Origin of the sequence: Metabacillus sp. 113a (genome assembly GCF_050107635.1) — a bacterium.
Classification (GTDB): domain Bacteria; phylum Bacillota; class Bacilli; order Bacillales; family Bacillaceae; genus Metabacillus_B.
On sequence record NZ_JBNILJ010000002.1, the window covers coordinates 298,626 to 315,750 of the forward strand.

The window sequence follows — 17,125 nt, forward strand, 5'->3', positions numbered from 1 at the left end:
ATTGTCGATAAATAGCATGTACTTATAACTCAGCATAGGAGTGCATGCCCATGTTCAAAAATATGAAAATCCGCAATCGACTAATTATCTTCGCTTTTGTGCTCCTTTTAATTCCCACTGTTTCAATAGGGGTATTTGGATACTTAACAGCCAAAAATGAAGTGCAAGACCAAATTGAATCAGCCGCAGGACAGCAGGTTCATCTCTTAAATGGACTGACGGATGAATTTTTTCAAAATAAACGGGATGTTGTAGAATTGTTCTCGAAAACCATCAGCAGCAGTGCGCTTGAGGACGAAGCCTACATGAATGAACGGTTAGGCTACATTAGCAACACTTTCCAGGAAGTGGTGTTCACTTATGTCGGAACAAACGAAGGCAGCATATACAGCTTTCCCCGTTCCGAGTTCCCGGATGGGTTCAATCCGACAGAACGAGATTGGTATAAAGAAGCAGTAGCGAATAAAGGAGACTCCATCGTAACCAGTCCATATAAAGATGCAGTCAGCGGCAAAACCGTTGTAACCATTGCAAGCACATTAGCAGATGGAAATGGCGTTATGGCAATGGATATCGATTTAAATGTACTTGCTAAAACCTCTCTTGAGACAAAAATAGGAAATAAAGGATACCCGAGCATCCTCGACAAAGATGGGAAGGTTGTCGTTCATCCAACTCTTCAGCCAGGTGAAATGCTGGATAAAAGCATTAGTGAACCTATTTATCAATCGGACAAAGGCAATTTCACCTACACATTCAACGGTGCAAACAAAGCGATGATGTTTGAGACGAACGAACAGACCGGCTGGAAAATACTCGGGACAATGGATACCTCCGAATATTCCGAACAGTCAGCTCCCATTCTGGTAAACATGATCACCGTAATAGGTGTGTTTCTTGTTGTTGGAACTCTTTTTAACTATTTCACCATTCGCGCAATCGTGCGTCCGATCCGAAACCTGTCAGCCATCGCAAGCAAGGTCAGCCAGGGAGATCTGACGGAAAAGGCACAGGTGCGGTCCAAAGATGACCTCGGCCAGCTCGGTTCTGCATTCAATATGATGATTGATTCTTTACGGAACTTGATTTCACAAATCGAACACTCATCCGGCACTCTCGCTGCCTCTTCTGAACAGGTGAAAAATACCGCCATTCAGGTCAGCGGCATCACAAAGGAAATTGCTCAATCCGTTGACGAGCTATCAGAAGGTGCTGAAACCCAGATGGTCAGCACCGAAGAAACCGCCAAAGCGATCCAGGAAATCGCAACCGGTGTTCAATACGTAGCGGAGCGCGCAGGATCGGTCTCCCATTCCGTCTCAGAAGCCGCTGAACAGACCCAAAAAGGCAGCGTCTTTATCGAACGAGCCGTCAAACAAATGGATGAAATCTATGTATCCGTCGAAGAAACCACCCGCCACGTAAAAGAGCTGGGAGACAAATCAGAAGAAATCAATCAAATCGTCGACGTCATCACCGCCATCTCCGAGCAAACCAACCTGCTCGCACTCAATGCAGCCATCGAAGCAGCAAGGGCAGGAGAACACGGCAAAGGCTTCGCCGTCGTAGCTGACGAAGTAAGAAAACTGGCAGAGGGCTCCAAGCAATCAGCCGAGCAAATCACAGCTCTCATCCGCTCCATCCAAAAAAGAACCGACCTGGTCATGACCAACATGGACAAAGAAAAAGAGCAAGCTGCCGGCGGAATCAAGCTCATGAAAGAAACCGGAGAAAACTTCGACTCCATTCAAAAAGCAGTCGAAAACGTCAACACCCAAATCCAGGAAGTCTCAGCAACCGCCGAGCAAATGTCCGCAAGCTCAGAAGAAGTCACAGCATCAGTAGAAGAAATGGCCAGCATCGCCACCGAATCCGCAAGCTCCACCCAGCAAGTCGCAGCCGGAGCACAGCAGCAATTCTCTTCCATCGAAGAAATCGGCCAATCCATCAGCCAGCTCGCCGACCTCGCCGCTGACCTGCAAAAGGAAGTAGCAGCATTCAAAACCAAATAATAGAAAAGAAGCTAACCTGTGTTTGTGGGGTTAGCTTTTTTAGGAGATTAATATAGAGAGTCGCGGTTTCTTTAGTATAGACCACGTGAAAATAGAAAGTTGCGTTTGCTTGGTATGGAACATAGGAGTAAAATCACGTCTGCCTCCGACCCCAATTTTCTGCAGAAATGGGGACGGAGCAAGAACCTTGGAACCCATTATCGCCGTAAGGCTGCTTGAAAGTGGTGCCAGAGCTTTGCTGCTTTATCAGAGCGGGGGACGGAGGCTGCCTCCGTCCCCAATTTTCCACAAAAAAGGGGACGGAGCAAGATCACAGCAACCCCTTCCCGCTGTAAGGGTACTGGAAGGTGGTGCCAGAGCTTTGCTGCTTTATCGGGGCGTGGGACGGAGGAAAACGATGCTTAGATTATCAAAAAAAACCCCAACCGAAGGACGTCTCCCCTGTATAAACTATTTTTTTCTACTAAAGCAAATCCAATATGCGATAAAGCCGCTTCCAGTGATTTTTTCGCTAAAATTCCATCCGCCAGCAAATTGCTTTGAACCATATTTCGCGCATGTTCTTGAAGGAACCAGTCAAGATTAGGGTTACCCCGATTATTTCCAGCATCTTGACCAATTGCAGGAGGTGATGCATGACCTCTTTGTTCATCCTGATAATTCCAGATAAATCCAGAATGAGATATTGAAGGTGGCGGTCGGAGCTTTGCTTCAAGGTCGACTTAATAATGATGTCTGCCCTCTTTTCACTAATGTCTCCAATAATGGGCAGAACGGCTATGTATTTTGTAAGCGGAACCGCCGGAGCGGATAGTTCCTCTACTTCCCGATTGACTCTATCCAAATCGAGAACATAGCTTAAGAGGGAAGCCATTGTAGTGAATAGCTCTACGTGTTCTTCCTCGAATTGCACGTTTTGTACATCCAGTCCGCAGATGGTTCCGTAGATCTCCCCGGTACTGAAGTTGATAGGAATGCCAATAAAGCTTCCTCCCTTTAAATTACGGGTAACGGACATGTCCTTCATCCTGTTATGCTGATTCAAATCATGAATGAGCAGGACGCGATCGCCATAATCTACACTCAATTTGCAGAATGTATCTTCAAAAGGCGAGCTCTCCCCTATTGTTAACAAAATCCTGTCCTGGTTTAAGACCTTTTCAATCTTATTGAATTTCTGCTCGTTTTTCGCTAGTAAAAGAGTGTTAATCGGGACAATTCTACCCATGAAAGTTAAAATCTTTTCTGCTGCTTCGTCAAGCAATCCTCATCCTTTTCTGCTCATGTTTGGGCAGCAGATCTGTAATATTTTTAGCGTTCAAACAAAGATCCATTATATTAGACAATCTTCGTCAAAAGCCCTGTCAAACCAGCTGCCCGATATGCTGGAGGGATAAACGAAATAAATCCTGGTAAGCTAAATTGATAGAATGGACACCTTTGGAATATTTATAAAGTAAAAGGCACCAATGATAAGTGCCAATTTTGGTAATGATAACCTTTTTTCGGGATATACGGCCAAGCAGTCTCTATCAAAATGAATACCATATGGTGAGTTCCAAATAAGAGTTTTGGAATATCATGTTGAAAAGAGGCATAAATATGTATAATTGTTTAAATGATTGTCCTTGCAGCACAGAACTTTTACCAATCAACGAAACGTTTGCGATTCCTCCATGTGTTGCCAGAATCGGTACTCCAACAATATATAGCTGCCCGATCAATTTAAATGAAGATAAAGGCTGCTGCTCCGCAGAAGCAGAGGTTGAAGTTTGCGGACAGACACTCCGATGCTCACTAGACCTATATTATGTTCGGTATTCAGGGAATCTTATCTTTACGATAGCACTTCCGGTTTTTGATGGAGAAAACTGTCCGGTACCGGAAATTATTACGTTGGTGATTCCATATGATATCGGGTCCCAAATCTGCTACTACTGTGAAAAATCCTGCCCGCCGGAACTGCCTTGTGAATCCTTTACGATCGAGAATCTGCAAATTGTCCTTGATACAGATAATGATACGGTTACAGTGACAGGTCAGCCCGTATTCGAGTGCCCGTTTACAGCTGAATAATCATTTTGAATGAAGCAGGCCCAGGCAGCAGAATTGCCGGGGCCTGCTTGCTGTTATGAACAAAGCAAGCTCTTAAAAGAGAGCTTTCAATCTATCTAAAAAGCGGGTATACCAAGGCTTTTTTTTATAGTAGTTTGAAGCAGATTTGCCAGAGGAACTTTTACTGCCACTCTTTACAATGATCTTTGCTTGCAGCACAGGTTTCCCCCCGCATCCGCACGGTTTCTTTTTGGCAGCAGCCGTATTATCGCCAGCCATAAACCATACCTCCTTATACGAATTCTATTTATAGTATGCTCTACCAAATCTTCCTGTTTGGACATCCATCTTTTTTTCTTGAATTGGTAAAATTACCGTTTTGGACGCTGAAGGTGCCTGGCCCCACACGCTTCACCGCAGCGGGGGACAGAGACCAATGCGGCCAGCCCCTTGGGCCGCAAGGGATCCGAAGCAAGGTGCCGGAGCTTTAGTTCGCTGCCGTAACACGGGCCAGGCACCGCGCCTGGCCCCACACGCTTCACCGCAGCGGGGGACAGAGACCAATGCATCCAGCCCCTTGTCCCGCAAGCGTTTGAAGACAAGGTGCCGGAGCTTTAGTCCTGCAGTGAAGAGCGGGCCAGGCCCCGCCGCCGCCGCCTTTACCACCGTCCGCCCGCGCCACCACCACCGTCCGCCCGCGCCACCACCACCGCCGTCCCCGCCAGTCCCTGTCCACCCCCACCCAAAATCCCCCAAAATAATGGTTTACCCAAAAAACCAAGTGGGAATATATGGTGTGAAAGGAAGTCCATTCCTCTTACAAAGGCTACGGAGGTGATTGTACATAGATCATAACAAACATAACAATCCCGTTACTTCGACAATACGTTTCTAACAATCTCGTAAACAAAGCACCACTATTTTACAAAATTAGTTTTATCTAAATTTTCTGTCGAAATGAGCAGTTGGGTACAATTTACGAAAGAAAATAAGAAAAATATCCTCTTTATTTATAGTTTATCACTTCCAATTTCGGGTATAAGTAGATAGAATTAACCAATTTTCTACTAATTTCTAAGTAACAATTGAAATTAGGTGCTGTTTAATTTTACAATTAAAGTAAATTCACGTAAGGGAGATGTTGAAGAATGTCAGGTTTAATTCAAGTAACACCGCAAGATCTTGAAACGAAGTCCCAGGAGTTTAGCGCAGAGAGCCAGGGTGTGGGCGAACAGGTAGGACGTATTTCAGGTAAAATCTCTGATCTTAGCGGAGTTTGGAAAGGTAGCTCAAGCACAGCTTTCGCTGATCAGTGGGAGCGTTTAAAGCCATCCCTTGTTGAAATGCAAACAATGCTTGATGAAGTAAGCCAGCAGCTTCAAAATACAGCGAACGCATTGCGTGATGCTGATGAAGAGATTGCGAACAAAATCCGCGGCTAATTGACAGCAAACGATTAATCCAGCAAAGACGCTAGGAGGCGCCATATTCTTCGCGGATTATGGCGCCTCTTCATTTTTGAGGTGAAAAGGCATGTATATAGAAGTGACTGTAGACTTAAAACATTATACGGGAGAAGTATTTGACCTTCGCCTATCAGACTATCATTCAGTAAAAAAAATGATTGATATTGTCTGGCAGGCTAAATGCATTTCTGACCCACCTCGAGAAGGGCATTGGGTTCGCATTCCGAATAAGCAGAAGGTCATCCCTGGTGACCGGCAGCTTGCGGAGAGCGGAATTATGACTGGAGATCGACTTGAAATACTCTAAAGGAGCCGGAACACATGGCAGAAAAAGAACTTGATTATTTAGAGCACCAGCTCGAATGCAAAGTAGAAAAAGACGGCACACAGCGAACCTTTATTTTTCAGCAGGAAAAGATCAAGCTTGACAGTGCGCTTGAAGTGGCGATGCTTGAAAGTCTTGGCGGTGACATTGACCGAAGCATCCAAATGACGGATGATGAGATGATCATCACGGCCCGGCCCGCCCCTTCCTATCAAAATTTTCAAGATTTGCTGGAGAAGGACCGGCACAGCAAATGGGTGTTTGCCCACCAGCTTGTCGAAAAAGTGAAGGCGCATTCTTATGCGCGCCTGCATTTGATTGTTTCGCCTGATAATCTGGCAATCTCAAAAGGTCTTGCCCCTGATTTCCTCCATTACGGCGTAAGAGAAAGCCTCCCTCCCTACGAGAAGGATGATGACCGGGTCTGGCAGGAGGTCAGAGCGGTGATTGCAGCGGCAGTGGACAGTAAGTTTTCCTTTGAACAGTACATTAAATTTCATGAAACGCTTCAGGTCTCTCCGTTGGTGAAAGAAATTTTTGAAACCAAAACACCGGAGGATCTTTCTGCGCTCATCAGCCGGAAGATTGAAAAGCTTGAGGACGATGAGCGGAGTCTCGTACATATCCCGAACAAGAAGTGGAAAACCTTCCGCTACGTTTCACTCGGATTTTTGGTTTTACTGATTCCAGCCCTGATTTATACCGTTTACTCTGTCTTTTTCCTGCAGCCGCAGGCGGAGGCTTACATTAAAAGCGGAGAGTATTTTCAAAACCGTGAGTTCAGCAGTGTCATTGATACGCTTGACCGCTATGAAGCGGAAGATATGCCGGACATTGTCAAATATCAGCTTGCCACTTCCATCATCTCAACCACGAAAGCCAAGCTGACGGAGGAGCAGCGGGAGAGTCTCCTCGGCCAGATCAGTCCGGAAACGAATGCCCAGTTTTTTGATTACTGGATTCATATCGGCCGCGGCAATAATGAGCAGGCGCTGGAGATTGCCCGCACGCTGCGCGATCAGTTCTCGATCGTTTATGCGCTCATTAATTATGAAGCAGAAGTAAGAGCGAGCGACGAGCTGAAGGGTGAAGAGAAGCAGGCCAAGCTTGACGATCTGCAGCAGGAAATTGAAGACTACAAAAAAGAGCAGGACGCTATAAAGAAAGCGGAAGAAGATGCAAAGGAAGAAGAAGAGCAGAAGAAACAGGCTCAGGAAGAAGAAAAGGCAAGGGAAGAGGCTGAAGCAAAGGCGAAGGAAGAGGCCGAAGCAAAAGCGGCAGCCGAGAAAGAAAAGCAGGAAGCGCAAGAAAAAGAGAAAAAGCCGGCTTCTTAACAGAACAGGAATCAAACCGTCCCGCCTATTAGCCTGAGGCGGCCGGCCTTTATTTGCACCATTTCTAGGAGGTAGCTTCTTATGAGCACGTTATGGGTCTTTTATCAGCGGACTTATCAGCCATATACCATATCCAGTATATCCACCCGTTCTCTGACGATTGGTCCTGAGTTCACGGACACGGTCACTGTGCGTTCGTTTCCATTTTCATCAGGATCCCTTGAACTGGAAAAAGAAGAGGGCAGTGGAGAATTTTCGGTTTTCCACAATGGAGAAAAGTCAGGAAGCCTTCCTGAAAAAGGCTCATTCGTGTGGGAAGAAGCCGGGCAGACCCTTGTTCTCTGTCTAACGCCTGATCCGGTGGAGGCAAAGCCGCTTTTTACCGGGTATCAGCATGAAATCCTTTTCTCACAGGATGAGGATGCGCAGATCGCAAGCTCAAGCCCGACCTCAGACGGCTGGTTCAGATTGAGAAAAGCAGAAGACGGCTGGGTCATCGAATCCAGCAGCAAGCATCTTTATAAAAATGGGCACAGTGTTACAGAAACAACCGATCTGCAGGTTGGAGATATTCTGCTGTGGGGCTTTATGACTGTCCACTTTACGGATCAGGATATTCTTTCCGTCAGCGATCTGCAGGAATTCCGGACTTCGCTTCCGAAAATTGAAAAGCCAGAAAGTGAAATGAAGAAGAAGTATCCGGTTTACCGGCGCACACCGAGGATGATTTACGAGCTGCCGGAGGAAAAAGTAAACCTGAACATGCCGCTTCAGGAATCGGATGACAGCAACCGGGGGCTCTGGCTCATTATTCTGCCGCCGCTTGTGATGCTGATCCTGATGGGGCTCGTCGCTCTCATCCAGCCGCGGGGCATCTATATTATCATCACAATGGCGATGTTCGGAATGACCCTTATTACATCTTCTACCCAATATTTCAAAGACCGTAAAACGAGAAAACGAAGGGAAGCGAGACGCGTGCGCGTTTACGCTGCCTATCTCGAGCGTTCCAGAAAGCAACTGCAGGAGCTTGCCGAAAAACAGAAAAACGTCCTTTTCTATCATTTTCCTTCCTTTGAAAAAATGAAATACATGACCGAGGATATCTCCGACCGGATCTGGGAGCGGACACTTGAAAGCGCCGATTTTCTGCAGCTCAGAATCGGAAACGGCAAGAGTCCGTCCAGCTATACCGTTTCAATGAGCTCATCAGACCTGGCAAACAGGGAAATCGATGACCTGCTTGAACAGTCGCAGGAGCTTGAAGAAGCCTACAAGGAAATCGGGCCTGTTCCGATTCCTGTGAGCCTGAAAGAAGGGGCCATGGGACTGATTGGAAAAGAAAAAATCGTGAAAAAAGAGCTTCATCAGCTCATTGGACAGCTTGCTTTTTTCCACAGCTATCATGACCTCCGCTTCGTTTTCATTTTTGATGAAAAAGAGTATGAGGACTGGCAGTGGGTAAAATGGCTGCCGCATTTCCAGCTGCCGCATGCCTATGCTAAGGGGCTGATCTACAACGAGCAGACGCGCGATCAGCTTCTGTCCTCGCTGTACGAGCTGATCCGCGAGCGGGATATTCAGGAGGATAAAGAGCTGATCTTTTCGCCTCATATCGTCTTTATCGTGGCCAACCATCAGCTCATTGCCGACCATGTGATCCTTGAATACCTGGAAGGTGAAAACAGGAACATCGGCATTTCGGCGATTTTTGCAGCTGAAAATAAAGAAAGCCTGACCGAGCATATTCATACCCTCGTCCGCTATGTGAATGAAAATGAAGGCGACATTCTGATTAAGGAAAAGAAGGCGGTCCAAATTCCGTTTGCCCTTGATCACCATACAATGGAAAACAACGAAACGTTTGCACGGACACTCCGGACGCTCGATCACCAAACCGGAATGACCAACTCGATTCCGAACAGCGTCTCCTTCCTTGGCATGTTCAATGCAAAGGAAGTGGACGAGCTTCCGATTGAGCAGAACTGGCTCACGAGGGAGTCCGCAAAATCCCTTGCCGTACCGATCGGGCTGAAAGGGAAAGAGGATGTTGTCGAGCTGAACCTTCATGAAAAAGCACACGGGCCCCACGGCTTGCTCGCCGGTACGACGGGATCCGGAAAAAGTGAATTTTTGCAGACGTACATCCTGTCGCTCGCCGCGCACTTTCATCCACACGAGGTGGCGTTCCTCCTGATCGACTATAAGGGGGGCGGAATGGCACAGCCGTTTAAAAACATGCCCCATTTGCTTGGGACGATTACAAACATTGAAGGCAGCAAAAACTTCAGCGCTCGGGCACTCGCCTCCATTAAAAGCGAACTGAAGCGCCGTCAGCGGCTGTTTGATCAGTACTTAGTGAATCACATCAATGACTATACGAAGCTTTACAAAAAAGGCGAAGCGGAGCTCCCGCTTCCCCATCTGTTCCTGATCTCCGATGAGTTCGCCGAGCTGAAGAGTGAAGAGCCGGACTTTATCCGGGAAATGGTCAGTGCTGCCCGGATTGGACGTAGCCTCGGGGTCCATCTGATCCTCGCGACCCAGAAGCCGACCGGCGTCATTGATAACCAGATCTGGAGCAACGCCCGTTTCCGTGTCGCCCTCAAAGTCCAGGATGCAAGTGACAGTAAGGAAATTTTAAAAAATGCGGACGCTGCTGCCATCACCGTTACAGGACGCGGATACCTGCAGGTTGGAAACAACGAGGTGTACGAGCTGTTCCAATCCGCATGGAGCGGCGCGCCTTACAACGAAGAAACGCAGGAAGGCGAGGATGAGGTTGCCCTCGTCACAGACCTTGGCTTCGTTCCGCTCTCCGACCTGTCCGGAACGGCAGAGAAAAAGCGGGACGCTCAGACTGAAATCGAAGTGGTCGTCGGGAAAATTGAAGAGACCCAAAAAAAGCTCGGCATCAAAAAGCTCGCAAGCCCGTGGCTGCCGCCGCTTGAAGAGCGCCTTTCAAGAATCGCCTACATGTCCGAGCCGCAAAATGAAGTGGTGATGGGCATGATCGATGAACCGGAAAAGCAAAGCCAGACTCCGTTCTCCTACAAGATGATCGACGATGGCAGCATCGGTATTTTCGGAACGTCAGGCTACGGGAAATCCGTTTCCGTCATGACGCTTCTGATGGGAATGGCCGCCAAGCTGACTCCGGAGGAGCTGCACATCTACATGCTCGACTTCGGCAACGGCGCGCTCCTTCCGCTCAGACAGCTTCCGCATACAGCGGACTATCTGCTCATGGACCAGCCGCGTAAAATTGAGAAATTCATGGTGCTTATTAAAGAAGAGCTAACCCGCCGGAAAAAGCTGTTCCAGCAGCATGAAGTGAGCAGCATCAAAATGTACAACAACCTGAACGACAATAAGCTTCCAATCATCATGCTCGCCATCGAAAACTTCGATATCATCCGCGAAGAAATGTATGATCTGGAAACAGAAATCAACCAGCTGCTCCGCGACGGGCAGTCACTCGGATTGTTCATGATCCTCACAGCGTCAAGAGGGAACTCCGTCCGCCATGCCATGATGAACAACCTGAAAACAAAAATTGTCCATTATATGCTCGACAGCTCCGAGGCGTTCGGCATCATCGGCAAGCCTCCATATGATATGGAAGCCTTGCCTGGACGGGCCTTCATCAAGAAGGATCAAACCTACTTTGCCCAAATGTTCCTGCCGGCTGACGGAGCAGATGACTATGAAATGATGGATCAGCTTAAAGAGGATATCCAGATGCTTGTTGAAAAATACAGCAGCTGTAAGCGTCCGAAGCCGGTGCCGATGCTCCCGTCCGAGCTCTCGACGATTACCTTTACCCAATACGTCGAGACCCAGCCAAAGCCAGGCATCATTCCAATCGGGCTTCATGAGGAGCTTGTGCAGCCAGTCAGCCTGAACCTGCTGAAAAACAAGCACTGCCTCATCATCGCCCAGGCTCAAAAAGGGAAAACCAATGTGCTTAAAGTCATTATCAATACCGTTCTGAAAACACAGGAAGACCGGATCGCGGTATTTGACTCCATCGACCGCGGCCTCTCAAGCTACGCCTCCGAGGATCGGGTGGATTACGTCGAATCGAAGGAAAGCATCACAGCATGGCTCGATCAAACCGAAGCGGTCCTAAATGAACGGGACAGACAGTATGTCCAGGCCGTTCAGGATGGAAAAGCCGGGGACCTGTTGTTCCCGCCGCTGATCCTTGCCATCGACGGCTATGGAAGATTCCTGCAGGCCGCTGAGCCGCTCTTGCTGGACCGCCTGTCAAAGGCTATGAAAAATTACGGCCACCTTGGCTTTAATATCATTGCTTCAGGAAATCCGAACGAAATATCAAAAGGCTTCGACGCTTTATCATCTGAACTCAAGCAGGTCCGCCAGGCTATTATTTTAATGAAAAAATCCGAACAATCGCTCGTGCAGCTGCCGTATGACCGCAAAGAACAAGAAATCAGCGCAGGCTTCGGCTACTATGCAGACAACGGAAAAGTGACCAAAATACAAATTCCTCTAAGCGCAATTGAAAGGAAGATCTATTCATGACGGAACAAACAAAACGTATGATGAAAATGATCATGGCTGTCATTCTCATTCTTGCCGTCCCTGCCCTGTTTTTCCAGACAATCGGAGAAAATCCGATGGAGATCCGGAACAAATCAGCCAAAGCCATCGCTGTCGTCAATGAAGAAAACGGCAGCGAGGGGGACCTCGGAAAGGAAGTATTCCCGGTCTTCAAAAAAGACTCCAGCTACGAATGGATCGATACGACCCGCAGTGAAGCCGAAAACGGCCTGAAAAACGACTCCTACGATGCGGTTGTCTACATCCCGAGCGACTTTACAGAAAACATTATGACCTACGAAAGCGAAGCACCCGAAAAAGCGGAATTCAATTTCAAGGTAAAAGACCAGCTCACAGCCGTCGACAAAGAAAAGGTCCTCGGTGAAATCAAGGAAGCATCTGACCGCGCAAGCAAAACCATGTCCATCATCTACTGGGATTCCATTGCCCAGGAAATGGACGATGTAAAAGAAAAATTCGACGATATCCTTGAAAAAGAAGAAAACTTCCAGGCAACAATGGTCGCCTTCTACAAGCCAAGCTCCAAAGGACTGGCAGAGGAGATCCAGAACCAGCAGGAAATGCTCCAGCAGCTTCAGGGAACAATGGCCGACGCCTCCAAAGAAGCTCCTGACCGCGAGCAAAGCGCAGAAGAACTGGCCCAAAGCCTCGAAGGATTCTTAGGCTACGTCAACGACTACCGTGATTACCGGGAAAACCAAATTTCCCTCATGAACGAGGTCCAGCAGCAATCGCTGTCCGACCTGCAAAACACCATGCTGAGCTACACTGAAACAAACACCGGCTCCGCCGGCATGTTCGCAGCCCAGACAAACGCCTACTATGACGAACTGTTCGCAGCCAACGAATCGCTCAATGCCGGAAACACAAGCATCAGCGAGCTCGAGCGCAGCCTCCAGGAGCAATCCCGAAACCAGGAAACCGAACTGCAAACCGTCTACACCCAGTACATGGAGCTCTACCAGAAAGCCGTCAACCAAAACAGCCTCACCCAGCTCCAGCAGGACATGCAGCCGCTGAGAGCCGAGCTTGAAAAAGAAACCGAAGAACCGGAAACCCCAGATCTGCCGGACACACCTGACGAACCAGGCGAACCAGACGAACCGGGAGACCCGGATAACCCAGGCAACCCCGACCCGGACGACCCAGGCAATCCGGATGAACCGGGAAATCCTGATAACCCAGGCAACCCAAACCTGGATAACCAAAACCCGGATAACCAAAACCCGGACGAGCCAGGTAATCCAGACGACCCGGGCAGCCCGAACCCGGACGGGCCAAATAATCCAGACCAGCCGGGCAACCCGGATGACTCCGGAACACCAGGGAACGAAGGAATTCCAGAACTCCCAGAACTCCCTGAAATTCCCGGAGCGGATCCAGCCCCTGTCAATATGTCGATTGCAGCATTCTCCCTGTTTGAAGAATTTGAACAGGTAAAAGACGAAGAAGGCGGCGGTGATTTTGGGGAACAAAGAAAAGCACTGACCGAAATCGAAAACGAAGCAAAAGCCCTTCAGGAAACACTGAACGCCATTCCGGATCCTAAACCGCAGGAAGCCGTTTCCGTAGCGGAAGGACTCGGCGGAATTGCCGAAAAAGCAAAGCAAATCGAACAGCAGCTCTCTGAAAAGAACAGCGACGGCCTGCTCGAACAGATCGCCAAGCTGACAAAAGAATATGAAACCCTCGCCAAACAGCTGGCGGATTTCGAAAAAAGGTTTGAACAGGTCAGCGAAAACAACAGCAAATGGAAAGAAGCCTACGGCCAGCTCCTAGAAGGCTATGAAATGCTGTCCGAGCAGCTCGCAGCCGTCCGCGGCAGCATGGATGGAGCCGTCCAGTCCATCGAAGCAAAAGAGCGCGCCATTCTGGAATCCTCCAACCTGTCAGAGGAACGCAGAACAGCTCTGGAAGAACTCTTTGAAAACCCGATCACGAACCAGGACACCACAGCCCTGCTGCAATACTATGCAAAGCTTGACGCATACGACGAAACCTTGAAAAAGCTATACAGCAATGACCAGTCCGCCATCGACACCGTCATGGGCAACGAAAACCTGGACACCCAGACAACGGACCTCCTGAAACCCGAAGAGTCCGTAACCAAACCGGCAGAAGACATCAAAACCCTTCTCCCATCCGTCCAGCTTGAACTGTCCCGTCTCGAAGAATCGCTCAGAGGCTATGTAGAAGAATACAACCTGGCCACAACAGACGCCGAAGCCGCCATGATGGAAGAAATTGCAGCCATCCAGACGACATCAACCGACCTGCTCGCCCAAATCCAGTCACCAGGCGGTGAACCCGTACTCGGCCAAAACAGCCCTGCACCAGCACCCGAACAGCCGGCAGCAAGCGAAAGCGGCCTGGTGAGCGGAAGCCAAAGCGTCGCCACCCAAATCGGCCAAATGAACAGCCTGCTCGGAAGCCTCGGCGAACGGCAATCCGGCATCGTCACCTACACCGACGAGCTATTCGAAAAAGTAGACGAAGTCCAGGAAGAATCCGACGAACTCAACGCCAAATGGGCAGCCAACGTAGAAGCAACCGAACAATCCCGCGACCAAATCTTCGACGTCCTCAGCAACACCGACGTCGACGGCCAGGACAACGGCTACGTCTACGAGCATCTCGCAAGCCCAATCCAAATCTCAGGCGACGAACCAATCGAACAAGCCAAATCCGTACCACCGGTCGTCATCCTGGTCATCGTCATGCTCACAAGCCTGCTGATCGGATTCTTCAGCACCTATTTCAAAGCAGCACCAATCTGGCTGAGCGCACCGCTCTTCATCCTGCTCAACATCATCGCAGGACTCATCATCAGCCTATTCGGAGCAGACATCTACTCATTGCCTGAAGACAGAGCCATCCAATGGTCCATCTTCACCATTCTGCTCCTGCTCACAGCATCAAGCATCATCCGGGTCGCCTACATGCTCGGGAACACAGCCGGCATGCTCGCAAACATCGCCATCATCGCCCTGTTTGTCAGCCCGCTCCTGTCCCTGACCGTGCCAAACTTTACATTCAGCGACCCAATGTCAGCCGTCTACATCTCCATCCAGGAAGATGCAAGCAACCTATTCACGGAAGCCGCACTCGTCCTCGGAGGAATTCTTGTCATCCTGACCATCGTGCCGATCATCATCAAAACGATCATCGACAACCGCGAAGCCAAGGAAGCACAAGAAGCCTAACCAACAACGCCATGACCCAGGAGGGAACGGGCACATGAAAACCACCGGAAACACGAAAACCATGGGTTCTATGGAAATCACCGGAACCATGAAAACCATGGGTTCTATGGAAACGACCGGAACCACGAAAACCATGGGTTACATGGAAACGGTCGGCACCATTAAAACCAGGGAAACCATCGAAAGCACAAAATCAATCCAGGGTACGAAACCCATCGGAAAAGCAAAACCCACAAACAACTGGAAAATGGCCGCACTGCTCTCAGCGGCCCTTTTCTTCCTAATTCCAGCGGCACCTGCATCAGCAGAAGAAACCGGCACCATCGACATCGAAGACCTGGAACCCAACATCTATCAAAAAGAAACCATCAAACCAAAAACCGACTACTTCAAAGACGAATCACTCTACAACAAACGCCAAGCCATACCCGAAGCCCAAAAAGACCTGGTCTTCACCATGCCCGACCCAGACCCATTCAAAGAAATCAGAAACGAACTCTTCACCGCCTACAGCATCGAAAACGACACAACCGGCGCCAAAGCCAAACAGCTCGAACTCTTCCTAAACAGCGACCAGCTATTCCAAACCGCCGCCACACCGGCCACCGAAGAAGAGCTGCAGGAAGCCGAACAAGCCACCTCATCCCTCACCATCCTCTACATGATCATCATCGGCATCGGCCTCCTGCTGATCCTCGTCCTGATCATCCCGAGAATGACAGCAGGGAAAAAAGAAGAACTGTAACAAATGAACAAAGCCTGGCGTGTGGGGGCTTTGTTTTTTTTGGTTTTTTGCGGTGACGTCAGAGGCGGAGTCCGGCGAGGAAAGGCTCCGGCGGCACCGTGCCAGACCCGCACTCCACTACCGAACTAAAGCTCCGGCACCACCTCTCCAATCGCTTGCTGCACAAGGCTTTCACCGCCCAAGCCTCTGACCCCGCATGCGTTAAAGCAAGTGGGGCCAGGCACCGTGCCAGACCCGCACTCCACTACCGAACTAAAGCTCCGGCACCACCTCTCCAATTGCGCGCCACACAAGGCTTTCACCGCCCAAGTCTCTGGCCCCACATGCGTTAAAGCAAGTAGGGCCAGGCACCAACCCCACCACAAAACTAGTAAAACTAACTTTCTTTGCGAAAAATCGCCATTTGCAGGATCTGGCAGCACCGTTCCAGACCCGCACTCCATTACCGAACTAAAGCTCCGGCACCACCTCTCCAATCGCTTGCTGTACAAGGCTTTCATCGCCCAAGCCTCTGACCCCGCATGCGTTAAAGCAAGTGGGGCCAGGCACCGTTCCAGACCCGCACTCCACTACCGAACTAAAGCTCCGGCACCACCTCTCCAATTGCGCACCACACAAGGCTTTCACCGCCCAAGCCTCTGACCCCACATGCGTTAAAACAAGTGGGGCCAGGCACCAAGGCACCAACCCCACCCCACCACAAGACTAGTAAAACTACCTTTCTCCGCCCCAAAACCGAAAAATCCTCATTTGACCATCTCTGTCCCCAAAGCTATTCTAAACCCAACCATAGAAAGGAGTTTTAACCAATGCCGCGCAAACCGAGAAACTGGAAGCCCCACACTTTCTACCACGTCACAGCCAGAGGAAACCGTAGAATGGAAATCTTTCACTACAAAAAGGACCGTGAAAAATACTTAGAACTGATCGGTGAAGTCCGAACAGCCTACCCATTCAAACTTCATGCCTACTGCCTCATGTCCAACCACATTCATCTCCTTCTGGAAACCGGACGCGACCCGCTTGGCACCATTATCCGGGTCCTTCATTCCCGCTACGCCGTGTTTGTGAACCACCGTCACAAATACGAAGGCCACCTCTTTCAGGGAAGATTCGATGCTGCTGAAATTGCAGACGATTATCAATTCAAAGAAACAAGCCGCTACATCCACATGAATCCCGTAAAAGCAAGCCTCGTCTACAATCCGGCTGAATACCTCTGGAGCAGCTACGAGAGCTACATCCGCAACCATCCAAATCCATATCTCACGAAAGAAAAACACCTCGCCCTTTTTCCGAAGCCGTTTGAGAAAAACTATCAGCGCTTTGTCGAATTAAAAAGGCCTTTGCAGGGCGGCAGCGCTACGGACTGATCAGAAAGGAAACCCGCCTTTCTGT

At 49.2% G+C, this 17,125-nt stretch carries 11 protein-coding genes; 9 read left to right on the plus strand and 2 right to left on the minus strand.

Going from position 1 to position 17,125, the window contains the following annotated elements:
* The first annotated feature begins 50 nt into the window (after positions 1 to 50).
* On the plus strand, positions 51 to 2,012 hold the full coding sequence (locus ACQCVE_RS05820) for a methyl-accepting chemotaxis protein (protein ID WP_426862025.1): 1,962 nt from the start codon (positions 51 to 53) through the stop codon (positions 2,010 to 2,012).
* A 511-nt stretch (positions 2,013 to 2,523) separates the two neighbouring features.
* Here ACQCVE_RS05820 and ACQCVE_RS05825 read toward each other — a convergent pair.
* On the minus strand, positions 2,524 to 3,240 hold the full coding sequence (locus tag ACQCVE_RS05825) for an STAS domain-containing protein (RefSeq protein ID WP_426862026.1): 717 nt from the start codon (positions 3,238 to 3,240) through the stop codon (positions 2,524 to 2,526).
* A gap of 374 nt (positions 3,241 to 3,614) precedes the next feature.
* On the opposite strand from ACQCVE_RS05825, the gene ACQCVE_RS05830 reads away from it, so the two are divergent.
* A complete protein-coding gene (locus ACQCVE_RS05830; RefSeq protein ID WP_426862027.1) occupies positions 3,615 to 4,088 on the plus strand; it encodes a hypothetical protein in 474 nt (157 codons plus the stop codon).
* A gap of 72 nt (positions 4,089 to 4,160) precedes the next feature.
* Here the strand turns inward: ACQCVE_RS05830 and ACQCVE_RS05835 are convergent, their stop codons facing one another.
* On the minus strand, positions 4,161 to 4,346 hold the full coding sequence (locus tag ACQCVE_RS05835; protein WP_426843032.1) for a hypothetical protein: 186 nt from the start codon (positions 4,344 to 4,346) through the stop codon (positions 4,161 to 4,163).
* Between the two features lie 869 nt (positions 4,347 to 5,215).
* Here ACQCVE_RS05835 and ACQCVE_RS05840 point away from each other — a divergent pair.
* The 7 genes from ACQCVE_RS05840 (at position 5,216) to ACQCVE_RS05870 (ending at position 17,100) form a co-directional block, all read left to right on the plus strand.
* On the plus strand, positions 5,216 to 5,509 hold the full coding sequence (locus tag ACQCVE_RS05840) for a WXG100 family type VII secretion target (RefSeq protein ID WP_426843031.1): 294 nt from the start codon (positions 5,216 to 5,218) through the stop codon (positions 5,507 to 5,509).
* Positions 5,510 to 5,600: 91 nt separating this feature from the next.
* Positions 5,601 to 5,840, plus strand: coding sequence for an EsaB/YukD family protein (locus ACQCVE_RS05845; protein ID WP_426843030.1), 240 nt, complete (start codon positions 5,601 to 5,603; stop codon positions 5,838 to 5,840).
* A 14-nt stretch (positions 5,841 to 5,854) separates the two neighbouring features.
* On the plus strand, positions 5,855 to 7,192 hold the full coding sequence (essB, locus tag ACQCVE_RS05850; protein WP_426843029.1) for a type VII secretion protein EssB: 1,338 nt from the start codon (positions 5,855 to 5,857) through the stop codon (positions 7,190 to 7,192).
* Between the two features lie 81 nt (positions 7,193 to 7,273).
* Complete coding sequence (gene essC / locus ACQCVE_RS05855) at positions 7,274 to 11,740, plus strand: type VII secretion protein EssC (RefSeq protein ID WP_426862028.1); 4,467 nt, start codon at positions 7,274 to 7,276, stop codon at positions 11,738 to 11,740.
* Positions 11,737 to 14,982 carry a type VII secretion protein EsaA gene (gene esaA / locus ACQCVE_RS05860; protein ID WP_426862029.1) on the plus strand — a complete coding sequence of 1,082 codons (3,246 nt, stop codon included), beginning with the start codon at positions 11,737 to 11,739 and terminating at the stop codon, positions 14,980 to 14,982. The genes essC and esaA overlap by 4 nt, the downstream gene beginning before the upstream one ends.
* Positions 14,983 to 15,016: 34 nt before the next feature.
* Positions 15,017 to 15,727: a type VII secretion protein EssA gene (gene essA, locus ACQCVE_RS05865; RefSeq protein WP_426862031.1), complete on the plus strand. Its 711-nt coding sequence runs from the start codon at positions 15,017 to 15,019 to the stop codon at positions 15,725 to 15,727.
* A gap of 809 nt (positions 15,728 to 16,536) precedes the next feature.
* Positions 16,537 to 17,100 carry an REP-associated tyrosine transposase gene (locus ACQCVE_RS05870; RefSeq protein WP_426843025.1) on the plus strand — a complete coding sequence of 188 codons (564 nt, stop codon included), beginning with the start codon at positions 16,537 to 16,539 and terminating at the stop codon, positions 17,098 to 17,100.
* The last annotated feature ends 25 nt before the right edge of the window (positions 17,101 to 17,125 follow it).

Coding starts and splice junctions, on each gene's coding strand:
- essA (WP_426862031.1), top strand. CDS start 15,017: ATGAAAACCACCGGAAACACGAAAACCATGGGTTCTATGGAAATCACC.
- ACQCVE_RS05825 (WP_426862026.1), bottom strand. CDS start 3,240: ATGGGTAGAATTGTCCCGATTAACACTCTTTTACTAGCGAAAAACGAG.
- ACQCVE_RS05845 (WP_426843030.1), top strand. CDS start 5,601: ATGTATATAGAAGTGACTGTAGACTTAAAACATTATACGGGAGAAGTA.
- ACQCVE_RS05820 (WP_426862025.1), top strand. CDS start 51: ATGTTCAAAAATATGAAAATCCGCAATCGACTAATTATCTTCGCTTTT.
- essB (WP_426843029.1), top strand. CDS start 5,855: ATGGCAGAAAAAGAACTTGATTATTTAGAGCACCAGCTCGAATGCAAA.
- ACQCVE_RS05840 (WP_426843031.1), top strand. CDS start 5,216: ATGTCAGGTTTAATTCAAGTAACACCGCAAGATCTTGAAACGAAGTCC.
- ACQCVE_RS05870 (WP_426843025.1), top strand. CDS start 16,537: ATGCCGCGCAAACCGAGAAACTGGAAGCCCCACACTTTCTACCACGTC.
- ACQCVE_RS05835 (WP_426843032.1), bottom strand. CDS start 4,346: ATGGCTGGCGATAATACGGCTGCTGCCAAAAAGAAACCGTGCGGATGC.
- essC (WP_426862028.1), top strand. CDS start 7,274: ATGAGCACGTTATGGGTCTTTTATCAGCGGACTTATCAGCCATATACC.
- esaA (WP_426862029.1), top strand. CDS start 11,737: ATGACGGAACAAACAAAACGTATGATGAAAATGATCATGGCTGTCATT.
- ACQCVE_RS05830 (WP_426862027.1), top strand. CDS start 3,615: ATGTATAATTGTTTAAATGATTGTCCTTGCAGCACAGAACTTTTACCA.